11 protein-coding genes are annotated in these 11,027 nt (G+C 61.1%); 6 read left to right on the top strand and 5 right to left on the bottom strand.

The window, feature by feature from the left end:
* Positions 1-1,036, top strand: a 1,036-nt coding sequence (locus EN943_RS29315) for an extracellular solute-binding protein (RefSeq protein ID WP_164778440.1), incomplete at its 5' end; no start/stop codon positions are given.
* Between the two features lie 714 nt (positions 1,037-1,750).
* Here the strand turns inward: EN943_RS29315 and EN943_RS29310 are convergent.
* The 4 genes from EN943_RS29310 to EN943_RS29295 form a co-directional block, all read right to left on the bottom strand.
* On the bottom strand, positions 1,751-2,629 hold the full coding sequence (locus tag EN943_RS29310) for an SDR family NAD(P)-dependent oxidoreductase (protein WP_127415648.1): 879 nt from the start codon (positions 2,627-2,629) through the stop codon (positions 1,751-1,753).
* 78 nt (positions 2,630-2,707) lie between these two features.
* The gene (locus EN943_RS29305) at positions 2,708-3,460 is read right to left on the bottom strand and encodes an aspartate/glutamate racemase family protein (protein WP_127415647.1); all 753 of its coding nucleotides are present in this window, start codon (positions 3,458-3,460) and stop codon (positions 2,708-2,710) included.
* Positions 3,457-3,912 carry an acyl-CoA thioesterase gene (locus EN943_RS29300; protein ID WP_127415646.1) on the bottom strand — a complete coding sequence of 152 codons (456 nt, stop codon included), beginning with the start codon at positions 3,910-3,912 and terminating at the stop codon, positions 3,457-3,459. Before EN943_RS29300 ends, EN943_RS29305 begins: the two co-directional genes overlap by 4 nt.
* 7 nt (positions 3,913-3,919) lie before the next feature.
* Positions 3,920-5,686, bottom strand: a complete 1,767-nt coding sequence (locus EN943_RS29295; protein WP_127415645.1) for an AMP-binding protein — start codon at positions 5,684-5,686, stop codon at positions 3,920-3,922.
* A gap of 163 nt (positions 5,687-5,849) precedes the next feature.
* Here EN943_RS29295 and EN943_RS29290 point away from each other — a divergent pair, with 163 nt between their 5' ends.
* Genes EN943_RS29290 through EN943_RS29280 form a run of 4 tightly spaced genes read left to right on the top strand, consistent with a single transcriptional unit; the run spans position 5,850 to position 9,337 of the window.
* Positions 5,850-7,103, top strand: coding sequence for a hypothetical protein (locus EN943_RS29290; protein WP_206522828.1), 1,254 nt, complete (start codon positions 5,850-5,852; stop codon positions 7,101-7,103).
* A 42-nt stretch (positions 7,104-7,145) separates the two neighbouring features.
* Positions 7,146-7,859: a VOC family protein gene (locus EN943_RS29285; protein ID WP_206522827.1), complete on the top strand. Its 714-nt coding sequence runs from the start codon at positions 7,146-7,148 to the stop codon at positions 7,857-7,859.
* Position 7,860: 1 nt separating this feature from the next.
* Positions 7,861-8,118 (top strand): hypothetical protein, encoded by a 258-nt coding sequence (locus EN943_RS38000; RefSeq protein ID WP_206522826.1) that lies wholly within the window; start codon positions 7,861-7,863, stop codon positions 8,116-8,118.
* 34 nt (positions 8,119-8,152) lie between these two features.
* A complete protein-coding gene (locus tag EN943_RS29280; protein WP_127415643.1) occupies positions 8,153-9,337 on the top strand; it encodes an acetyl-CoA C-acyltransferase in 1,185 nt (394 codons plus the stop codon).
* Between the two features lie 76 nt (positions 9,338-9,413).
* On the opposite strand, the gene EN943_RS29275 is transcribed toward EN943_RS29280, so the two are convergent.
* Positions 9,414-10,103 (bottom strand): TetR/AcrR family transcriptional regulator, encoded by a 690-nt coding sequence (locus tag EN943_RS29275; RefSeq protein ID WP_164778439.1) that lies wholly within the window; start codon positions 10,101-10,103, stop codon positions 9,414-9,416.
* 287 nt (positions 10,104-10,390) lie between these two features.
* Between EN943_RS29275 and EN943_RS29270 the strand changes: the two genes are divergently transcribed.
* On the top strand, positions 10,391-10,984 hold the full coding sequence (locus EN943_RS29270) for an NIPSNAP family protein (RefSeq protein ID WP_127415641.1): 594 nt from the start codon (positions 10,391-10,393) through the stop codon (positions 10,982-10,984).
* Positions 10,985-11,027 lie beyond the last annotated feature (43 nt).

Genomic DNA, 11,027 nt, shown 5'->3' with positions numbered 1-11,027 from the left:
CCTCATGACTGTGCACGGTACGTCCGCTCAGGAGGTTCCGACACTGGAAAAGATCATTGAAGGGGCAAAGCAGGAAGGAAAGCTGACGGCCTGGATCCTCGTCCCGGCAAAGCCTGAAACGCACCGTGCGGTGATTCAGGCGTTCAATACCCGGTTCGGGCTGAACACCGAAGTAGAGTGGGTCCCAAACTCTCCTAATAATTCGAACACGCGCGTCATAGCAGAAGCCGCCGCCGGCAAGGTGACCGTGGACGTTATTGGGGGAGGCAATGAAGAGGAGGTCTATGCGGCTTACAAAGCCGGGGTCATCAAGGCCTACCCGTGGGTCGAAGTGTTTGGGAAAGAGTTTCCGCGTATCAAGGATCTCGAAGAGCAGGTCTTCCCGGATTTTCGGAGTATCGCGCTTCCCTACTACGTTGCTGTCTGGGGCATGGCTTGGAATCCGAACCTGATTGCCGACGAGGACGTGCCTGACAACTATACCGACTTTGCCGACCCGAAATGGTCTGGAAAATTCGGCCAGAACTCTTACTTCCTTTCACCTGCTCCCATCCTGGCGGGAACGCTGGGATATGACGAGACCATCGCCCTGGCGAAGAAGATAATCGCCAACAAGCCGGTCTATTCGAAAGGCTCGGCCGGTGGCCTACAAGATATTTCGAATGGCGTCGTTTCATTCGGCATCGTTCTGTACAACCATGCCGTACAAGCGATGAATGCTAACCAGCCCGTCAAGTACAAGCTTTTCGCCGACTATATGCCCATGGCTTACGGTCATGTGTTTGTGCCGGAAGGGGCGCCTCACCCCAACGGCGCACGTCTGTTCGCTGCATGGTTCGCAGCGGAAGGCTACAAGATCGCCGCGGAACTGGAACCGTTCTCCGAACCTGCCAATCCCGACAGCCCCATTTCCAAGATGTTGGAGGAACAGGTTGGCAAGGGAGCCAAGGTCGTCGGGTTCAAGAACAGTGAGGACATCGCTTTGAGTGCGAAGACGAGGGCGGAACTGTCGTTGATGCTGAGCGGTCAGCAGTAGTCTCTGGAGTTCCTATTGAGAGCGCGGGCAATTGCGCTGGGATTTCGGCCAGCCGAACGCGGTGTCCATTCACCGTAATCCGCAGAGATCACGGATTGCCGATGGCTTTTCGGTCGCCGATGGCGACTGATTTCATTTTCGGTGGCCGTCCACCCCGGTAGCAGGCCTTCCGCGCTTTCGTTGCGCCAAGGCAGCCGTTTCAACACGCCATCTCAACAGCCTTGGGACCGGTGCCATCTCCAAAAGATCTCGTTCGAGCCGAAACATCATCTCATCCGTATGTGCCCAGATTGGGCCAAGGATCATCTTTATAGTTCGGCAAACATGTTTCTCAACGAGATTGGATTGGCTTCGTCTGTCAGCAGATACAGGCGATTGCCCTTTTGGCTTTCAGGGTTAGGCCAACTCGGAACTCCTGAGCAGCGCCGCCCATTCGGCGGAAGACTCCTCAGTCAGAAGGCGTGGGTTTGCTCGCGGGCATATGGCGAAGCGATCACCGAGGAGCTTCCTGACACCGACAAGCTGGTCGCTCGTTGGCATCTTGCGACGAACGCCCACCGTGCCTTCGTTGATGCCGTCCACAAGTCCGTGCGGCATATGAAGCAACTCCATGAATACAAGGCGTCTCTGCTCTCGATCGTGGCTGAGCTACGCCATTACTTTGGCCGCGACGAGACTGTTTCCTTTCATTTGCAAATGATCGCTTCAACTGAACTATACGCGGCGGTAGCCGGCGTTCAAGAGTTCCATCCGTCCCTGCGCCTCTCCCGAACCGGGAATGATGTCGTCACGCCGATCGCTGATCATAGGCCAATGGCCGTCCAGCAATTCGGCAACCTCTGGTCCATCGCCAAGATAAGCGCCGCGGGTGAGCGACACATGGGCAGACTCGAACGAGCCGGCACCCGCACAGAGAATGGTCTTTGTCGGCGCCTGCCTGCTTGCCAGGAATAGGACGCCGGGACTGACGAGGTCGGGCGCAAGTAGGTCGAGTTCCTGTTGTGGGAGGAGGCCGTCAAACATCTGGGTGGCTGCGGTCGGTGCGATGCAGTTGACGTGGATACCGTATTTCGCCCCCTCTAGGGCAAGCGTCTGCATAAGACCGACGAGCGCCATTTTGGCGGCGCCATAGTTCGACTGGCCGAAATTGCCGTAAAGCCCCGATGAAGATGTGGTCATAATGATACGGCCATAGCCTTGCTCCCGCATCTGGTCCCACACCGCCTTGGTGCAGTGGGCTGCCCCCATCAAGTGGACGTCGATGATCAGTCGAAAATCGGCGAGGTCCATCTTGGCAAAGGTCTTGTCACGCAGAATGCCGGCATTGTTGACAAGAATGTCGACGCGGCCCTTAACGGTGATCGTCTGGTTGACCATGGCTTGAACCGCCTCGAAATCGACAACGGAGGCGGCAAAGCCAATTGCTTCGCCGCCAGCGGCCACAATCTCGGCGGCTACTTGGTCGGCTGCGGCCTGGACCAGATCGTTCACGACGACGAAGGCACCACGCGATGCAAGCATCAAAGCGTGACTGCGGCCAAGGCCGGATCCCGCCCCAGTGACTATGGCAACCTGTCTGGCAAGATCAATCATGAAAGGTTCCTGACAACCGATGTCGTCCGTAGCGGCCTCGATGAGGCATGCCTAGCCTTCACTATCCGGCGCGGCCGCTCAATACTTGCCAGAAAGCAAGGTCCCGGCGTTGGGCACGACGGCTTCGAGGCCCAGATGGTCGAGCATGCGGCGCGTCGTGCAGATGGCCGTGGACGTCACCGGGATGCCCAGCATGTCCTCCACGATCTGGATCGCCGGCAGCGATGGCATCTGCACGCATGCGGACAGGACGACGGCGTCGACACCCTTCGTATCCAGGCGCTTGACCTCCTCGACTAGGCGCAGGGGATCGATCCGGCCGACCTCGAGATTGTCGGGTATGCCGAAGGCAAGCGAAGCCTGCACGGCGATCCCTTCGCTCTCGATATATTGCACGACGAGATCGCAAAGCGGGCGCTCGTAGGGCGTGAGTACGGAAATGCGCTTGGCCCCAAGGATGCCGAGCCCCTCGATCAGCGCCCCGGCCGAGGTCATGACCGGCGCCGCGCAATTGTTGGCCCGCGCCACGTCGGTCAGTTCCTGTTCCGTCTGCCGATGATACCCAGGCCCCATGGCCATGATTGCGACCAGGCAGGCGGTGCTTATGACGTCGACGCGGGCATCGGCCAGCTCGGCAGCGCAGCGCAGGCCCTGCTGGTTCATAGCCACGAGCTCCTCGCGCGTGACCCGGTGCATGCGCATGCGGCTACTGTGGAAGGTAAAGCGCTCCGGATGCGTCTGCTCCCGCGCCCGCAGCATGGCCGGAATTTCGGTTTCCATCGTGGTGTTTGAGCTCGGCACGATCTGGCCTATACGGAGGGGTCTGCTCATGCGATGCGTTCCTGAGTACTGGAGTGCGAAGATAGGATGGTGTGAAGGCCAGCGGGAATGGCAACCTTCTCGCGTGCGTCCAGGCGAATGCAGATGGGCGAGAAGTCCCCCGTAAAGACCGGCGTGCCATTCGCCTGCGCGCACTGGACCACGAGGTCGACCGTGTGGTGCTTGATAAGCGCCACATAGACCGCGAGGTCGATCTCGGCTCCGCCCCGGACAGGTGAGAAAAAAGTCATGCCAAGATGCTTGCAGGGCAGGCCGACATTGTCTGCCGCCGTGCCTTCGGGTCCGTAGCCAGTGCGGCGGAAAAATTCCATTACGGCGTCCAGCATGTAGTCGACGTAGCGACCGGCATAAGCCACGCCTGCAGGGTCGCAATCCGACCATCGCACCCGCCGCCTCACGATGAACGGCAACGCCGAGCGAACGAATTCCTGTGCGTCGTTCATGCCCGGCTCAGCCCTGCCGCTGGGTGACGGACTGCGCCACCTGCTCGATGAGTGCGCGCCGGCTGATCTTGCCGGAGGCGGTCAGCGGAAAGGCGGATACGACCTCGATGCGTTCAGGCCACTTGAACTTCGCCATGCCGTAGGATTGCAGGAACGCGCCAAGCTCCGCCACGGACGGGGCCGAATGGCCATCACGCGGGATGATGACTGCGCACAGACGTTCCTCATAGACAGGATCGGGATAGGGCACGGCGACGATGGCGGCGACGGCGGGATGTGTGACGACGGCAGCCTCGACCTCCTCGCAGTTTATCTTCTCACCGGCGCGATTGACCACATCCTTGATCCGGCCGCAGAAGACATAGTAGCTGGTGCCGTCTATCCGCCGCTCCTGCATGAGGTCGCCCGAACGGTAATATCCATCGCTTGTGAACGTCTCTTTGTTGCGTTCCTCGGCCTTGAGATAGCCATGCGTGGTGTAGGGACCGCGAAAGACCGGTTCGCCGATTTCACCTTGCGCAACATCAATTTCAGTCCCCGGTCGCAGGATGCGGACTTCGTCGAAGCGGCTGACCGGCCGGCCGTGCGTCGTGTCCTGGGCTTCTAGCGGATCGCCTGGCCGGGTGAACATGATCACGCCTTCGGTGATCCCGAAAGTGTGATAGACGGGCACGCCAAGCAAGCTGCGAAGTTTTGGCGCGCTGTTGGCGGCGATGACGCCCCTGGCATTGGCCAGGTCGATATCCTTCGCGCGGATCGCCGCTTCGAGCCGCGCCACGATTGGACCGCCGAGCATTAGCCATGTCGGGCGCGTCGCGCGGATCAGCGACACCAACGTGTCCGCCTGGAGGTCCGGCGTGATGGTCACAGTCCCGCCGGTCAATAGTATCGGACCGAAGCAGCAGCCCATGTTGAGGTTGTGGACCATGGGCTGGGGCATGAACAGGACATCGTCTGGCCTGTATCCCAGCCATTCCGCCACGGCTCGCATGTTGTGCAGATATTCGTTGTGGAACCGCGGTATGATCTTTGGAACGCCGGTACTGCCGCCCGAGAGCTGGTAGACCGCTACCTGAAACGGGTCCAGTTCGACGCCATCGAGGACGGCCGTTGCCTCTTCGAGGCCGATGGATTCAATCAGGCGGTGCAGGGAGAGCGCGTCTTCGCCCGGTTCGCCGCGCGCTTGCAGGATCAGTTTCAGCGAGGGCACGCTGCGCTGCATGGCGCGCGCGAAGTTCGAGAAGTCGAATTTCGCAGTGTCCTCGTCTATGATATGAAGTTTCGCTTCGGCCAGGTTCGCCAGATAGCCGATTTCATGTTCGCGGTGCGCCGCCAGGGTGCAGATCGGGATCAGGCCGGCCTTCAGGCAGGCCATGAACGCATAGATCAGCTCAGCGCTGTTAGCGAGCTGAAACACGACGCTGTCTAGTGGAGCAAGGCCCTGCCGCAATAGTGCTGCCGCCAGCCGTGTCGCCCGTGCGTCGACTTCTCTGTAGGTAACACACAGGTCGGGTCCGAGCAGTGCGACATTGTCCGGGAAGGCGAGCGCCGCCTTGTGGAAAGCACCCGCCAGCGTTTCGTGAGCAAGACAGCCCGCCGCGACATAGCGGTCGAGGTCGGCTTGAGGCGGATAGACGACGCCGGCGATGGGCGCGCCGACATGGCGCTGCAGGCCGTTTTTCTCGATCCGCGCATCCTGAAATTGCGGTATTCGGGACGATCGCAGTCCACGCCCATCCGTCGGGCGCTCTGCGTTGTGACCAATCTTGACCATAGGTTCCTCCCGTCGGCCATTTGGCCAATTGCCCACGTCGATGGCTGTGTGCCGAAAATTTCAAACGTACAGACCTGTGTCAACAAGAATCGGCGCCAGAGACGAAAATTCGTTTGACGTGTCGAATTTCTATGCCTAGCTTCCCCCTAGTGAGGTGAACAGAATGGATAACAAGCGACCGATCGCGGTCACGACTGCTGGACTGCGGGGAACGGAGTGGCGTGAAGGCAGCTTACCCGAAGGCGTGACCGTGACGATTCACCCATTGCGCACCGCTGATGGCGCCGCGGTCACGGGTTATTTGTTCCGCCGCGGCGGAGAACGCACCGTTGTCTGCAGCATGCATCCTCGCGAACTGGTGGTCGCCAACTATCTGGTCCCGGAAATCCTTGAAGGAAACTGTGCCGTGTGGGTGCAGGGATCGCGCTCGCCGGGAAACGATCTTCGCCTGGAGCATGAAACCGCGGTTCTGGATTTAGCGGCGGGCCAGAATTTCCTGCGCGATGTCGCGGGCTTTCAGCACAGTGTCCTGCAAGGGACTTCCGGAGGAGGGCCGCTGGCAGCGCTTTATTGCCAGCAGGCGGGCCGGGTGCCGGATGCGCGGATCAAGGTTTCCCCCGGTGGGCGACCCACGAAGCTGGATACCGCTTCCCTGCCGGGCCCCGATGGCGTGATCTTGGTGTCCGCGCATCCCGGACAGGGCAAGATCATGTTGCGCGGAATCGACCCTGCGGTAATCGACGAAGCTGACCCGCTGGCCTCAGACGATACATTGTCGGCATTCAACCCCGAAAACGGTTTCAGGCGTCCGCCCGAAAGCGCCAGTTACACGTCGGCCTTCATGACACGCTACAGCATGGCCCAGCGCGACCGCGCTTCGCGCATTGATCGGCATGCGCGCGACCTGATCGAGCGCCGCAACGAAGCACGGCAGCGCCTGAAAAGCGGTGATCGCTCCGCCGCCGTGCTGGCCGCCTATGCCCCGATCTTCCAGGTCTGGCGCACAGACGCGGACCTGAGATGCTTCGACCTTTCGCTGGACCCTTCCGACCGCGCCTACGGATCGCTGTGGGGCGCTAATCCTACCGTCGCGAACTATGGCAGCGTCGGCTTCGGCCGTACCTGCACGCCGGAGGGCTGGCTCTCCAACTGGTCTGGCCTTTCGTCCAATGCATCGATGGAGGCCTGCGGGCCTGAGGTTTCCCAGCCCGTATTGATGATCGAATACACGGGCGACAATTGCGTTTTTCCCACCGATGCGGATGCCATCTACAAGCAGCTTGGCAGCTCTCGGAAAAGCCGCATCCGAGTGCACGGAAATCACCACGGCCAGCCAATAAGGGACGACATGCCCAACGGGCAGCGGGAGGCCGGAAAGCACATCCGGGCCTGGCTGGAAGAGTATCGTTTTGCTTGAAACGTCCGACTGCCCGAAAGACACACATTCAAGGTACTGAACATGACAATGGCTCCAACTACATCGCTTCACGAACAGGCAAAATCCGGGAGCGCGTTCAACAAGAACCTCACCTATTGGGCTGGCCATGCCGATACAGGCGCCCTGAAGCGAGCCGGCGAGGACGGCAATCCGCTGAGGCTCGACGGTGTCGACCATACGGCGCGCCCAACCTGGAGACTGCGTGAGACGGTCGAGTTTTACCGCGATGTTTTGGGCCTCCCCCTCTTGCACACGATCAGCGCACGCGGTTGGGGGCAGGAGAACCATCCGGACTTCCTGCATTTCTTCTTCGATGCGGGAAAGGGGGCGACCATTGCCTTTTTCTACTATATCGGCACCGACCGTCCGGAAAAATATGAGCCCGAGGATCACTGGTTCTACAATTCGAACCACACCGCCTGGAGCGTACCCAACGAGGCGGAACTCCATCGCTGGAAGGCCGTGCTGGAGGGGCGGGGACTGAACATCTCACCCTATATCAGGCACGAGATACTGGAATCGATCTATTTCACCGATCCCAACGGCTATCCGCTGGAGATCACGCTGCGGCTGCGCGAAACCGACGTGCTGGATGAGACGGATGCGGACCTCACCCTGCGGGCCGCCATGCAGCTCGAAGACGAATTCAAGGCGAAGGGAGCACGGCTGCAGGATATCGACTCGGTCTGGCGCCGCAAGGCCAAGCTCGTCGAAGATCTGATAAAGGGTCAATGAGATGGTCGTTCTCTATGTGCTCGACGTGCCGGAATTCCGGCCGATCGTCGAGGCCAGTGTCGCCAAGGGGTTCAGGATCTCGAAATCGGATAAGGGGTACTTCAGGATCGAGTCCGACACCGAGATCGTCCTCAATCGCCGGGAAATGGCAATGAAGCCGGCCGTCTGGTACGGGCTGTTCACCGGCGGGCTGAATGGCGAGATCGCCGAGTTCGGACGCGACGAAGTCCGCGTCATCAGCACCAACAGACCCTTGTAGCATCGCGTGCCCGGAAGCCGGGCTGGGAGGAACCATGCGCGAAGCCGTCATCGTCTCTACCGCGCGCACGCCGATCGGGCGCGCGTTCCGGGGCGCGTTCAACCGCACCAAGTCGCCCACGCTGATGGCCCACGCGATCCGCCACGCGGTCGAGCGGGCCGGGATCGAACCGGCGACGATCGACGATGTGCTTGTGGGAACCGTTCTCGCGGCAGGAACGGCCGGCTCGAACATCGCGCGCAACGCCGCCTTCGCAGCCGGACTGCCGGTGACGGCTGCGGCGCAGACGATCGACCGGCAGTGCGCTTCGGGCCTGATGGCGATCGCCACCGGGGCGAAGCAGATCATGGTCGATGGCATGGATGTCGTTGTCGCCGGCGGACAGGAAAACATTTCCGCAGTGCAGAACCGGTACTACGAGTGGGTCTACGCCGAGAAAGACGAGCAGACGGTCGAGCGCGTCCCCCATGCCTATATGCCGATGCTGCAGACAGCCGAATTCGTAGCGCGCAAATACGGCATCTCCCGCGATGCACAGGACGCCTATTCCCTGCAATCCCAGCAGCGGACGGCGCAAGGGCAGCGCCTCGGAAGTTTCGACGCAGAGATCGTGCCGATCACCGTCGAGACCGAAAAGGTCGACCGGCACACCGGGGCGTCGAGGCTGGAGCAGGTCACCGTCAGCCACGATGAGGGCGTGCGCCCGGAAACGACATTGTCCGGCTTGAAAGACCTCGGCGCCGTCATTGCGGACGGATCCGTCACCGCCGGCAATGCGAGCCAGCTTTCGGACGGAGCCAGCGCCTGCGTGCTCATGGAGGCAATGTCCGCATCGCGCGCCGGCCTGGAACCGCTCGCGGTCTATCGCGGCCTCGCAGTCTCGGGAGTCCCGCCGGAGGAGATGGGCATTGGTCCGGTGACGGCGGTCCACAGACTGCTAAAGATCCATGGGCTGCGACAGTCCGACATCGACCTTTGGGAACTCAATGAGGCGTTCGCCTGCCAGGTTCTGGCCTGCCAGAAGCTGCTGGACATCGACCCGGAGCGGCTCAACGTGAATGGCGGTGCGATTGCCGTCGGCCATCCCTATGGCATGACGGGCTCCCGCCTGGTCGGCCACGCCTTGCTGGAGGGAAAGCGGCGCGGCGCCAAGCGCGCTGTGGTCACTATGTGCATTGGCGGCGGCATGGGTGCGGCCGCGCTGTTCGAGATCGTGTGAGCGCCCGATGCACCTCGATTCGCTCTCGTCAATTCGGCTGCGTTCGCGCAGTTACATGCTGCCCGACCGATGCGTGCTAACCGGCGATGGCGCGCCGCAGCTCGCCGAGATCCCGCTGGATCAGGTCGATGATCTGCAGCGGCTGTTGCCCCTGGGAGCGGTCGATCTCGGAGCGTGCGAGGCCATTGAGAGCGATGTCGGCCAGGGATCGCGCAAGCTCCTCCGGCCGCTGTCGACCGGTCGGCGAATACCACCACGACGTCCAATTGGCCACGCCAAGCACGGCCAGCGCCGCCATCGTCGGATCGACCGCACGCAACTCGCCTTGCTCAATGCCTTCGCGGATCACGCCGACATGCAGGTTCAGGATACGCCGCCGCGCCTGCTCGAAGATCGCCTTGGTTTTCGCGGGCATTTCGGTCGCGACCGTATCGAGCGCACGTACCCGCGGCCCCTCCAGGGTCCGGTTGAGGACCGAGACGCTGAGCAGCACTTGCAGCTTCTCGATCGCCGACCCTTTGTGATCGGTCACGAGATCCTCCATCTCCCGCGCTTTGCGCTCCGCATAGTCTTCGACCAGAGCATGGAGGATGTCGTTCTTCGTCTTGAAATAATAATAGATTGCCGAACGCTTGAGCGAAAGCACAGTCGCGATATCTTCAAGCCGTGTCTGAGCAAATCCTTGCCGCTCGAAAACTTCGGCGGCCTTGGTGAGGATTTCGTCTCGCACGAGCTGGTGCCGAGGTGCGCTCCGTACTTCGTTCATCGAACTATATCTTTCCATCCTGTTGACGGTACGCACCCTACAGGACTGCGCCACAAGCGCCTAGTCCCGATGCGCAGAGAACCGGCCGTACCGCACAAAGAGCGGGCTGTCGTGGCTCGCAAAGCCATCGCGGGGCGCGCCCTGCAGGCTGCGCGCATGGCGGTTGTGCCGCTTTGCCGATGCCAGTTCGGGACCCATCTTGACGCTTACGCCAGTAAGCTGTCATTATTGAGATGGCATCAATTTAAATTCGATCAATTGCGATCGTTGGCGAGGGGTGGAAGAATATGAGTCACAGCTTGATTGTGCTCAACTCGCAGCCCGCCGGCCTCGAAAAGTCGCTGTCGGCCCTCAGGCCGCTTCTGGAGCGCGACGACGTCAAGCATAGACGCGTCGGTGTGTGGGTGAGCGATATCGGGCTCATCAACCAGATCGTCATCCTGCTTGCCGCGCCCGGCGACATCGGACCGGAACCGCTTACAGCGGCGATCGCCGCCGATCCCGCGCTGCAATCCCATACGGTAGGCGTGGAGAAGGTCGCGCTCGACGTCTTCGAGCCATACGATCCGCTTGCGGCAGGCGCGGTGTTCGAGTTCCGCGACTACCGGTTCAAGCCGGGCTTGGCGGACCACTTCGTGTCGCTGTTGAAGCAAAACATCCATCTCAGGCTGAAGTATTCGCCGATTTTGGGCTGGTTCCGCCCGTCGGAAGGCGACCGCGAGCGGATCGTGTCATTCTGGCCATTTCCATCGCTCGATGCGCGGACTGCGGCGCGCGCCGCCTCGCGCGACGATGCGGGCTGGCTGGCCTATGTCGATAAGGTGATCCCGCTGCTGCGCGAACAGCGAAACTGGATCTTGGTGCCGGCATACCGATCCTGACCAAGCGCGCGGACCGGTACCAGGAGGAGGGAAGAGATAGTGT

Source organism: Mesorhizobium sp. M7A.F.Ca.US.006.01.1.1 (assembly GCF_003997935.1).
GTDB lineage: Bacteria > Pseudomonadota > Alphaproteobacteria > Rhizobiales > Rhizobiaceae > Mesorhizobium.
This window is presented reverse-complemented; position numbering and strand designations above follow the sequence as displayed.

Excerpts from the sequence above, each read along its gene's own strand:
- EN943_RS29280 (WP_127415643.1), top strand. The coding sequence starts at position 8,153 with ATGCGCGAAGCCGTCATCGTCTCTACCGCGCGCACGCCGATCGGGCGC.
- EN943_RS29300 (WP_127415646.1), bottom strand. The coding sequence starts at position 3,912 with ATGAACGACGCACAGGAATTCGTTCGCTCGGCGTTGCCGTTCATCGTG.
- EN943_RS29295 (WP_127415645.1), bottom strand. The coding sequence starts at position 5,686 with ATGGTCAAGATTGGTCACAACGCAGAGCGCCCGACGGATGGGCGTGGA.
- EN943_RS38000 (WP_206522826.1), top strand. The coding sequence starts at position 7,861 with ATGGTCGTTCTCTATGTGCTCGACGTGCCGGAATTCCGGCCGATCGTC.
- EN943_RS29285 (WP_206522827.1), top strand. The coding sequence starts at position 7,146 with ATGACAATGGCTCCAACTACATCGCTTCACGAACAGGCAAAATCCGGG.
- EN943_RS29305 (WP_127415647.1), bottom strand. The coding sequence starts at position 3,460 with ATGAGCAGACCCCTCCGTATAGGCCAGATCGTGCCGAGCTCAAACACC.
- EN943_RS29290 (WP_206522828.1), top strand. The coding sequence starts at position 5,850 with ATGGATAACAAGCGACCGATCGCGGTCACGACTGCTGGACTGCGGGGA.
- EN943_RS29310 (WP_127415648.1), bottom strand. The coding sequence starts at position 2,629 with ATGATTGATCTTGCCAGACAGGTTGCCATAGTCACTGGGGCGGGATCC.
- EN943_RS29270 (WP_127415641.1), top strand. The coding sequence starts at position 10,391 with ATGAGTCACAGCTTGATTGTGCTCAACTCGCAGCCCGCCGGCCTCGAA.
- EN943_RS29275 (WP_164778439.1), bottom strand. The coding sequence starts at position 10,103 with ATGAACGAAGTACGGAGCGCACCTCGGCACCAGCTCGTGCGAGACGAA.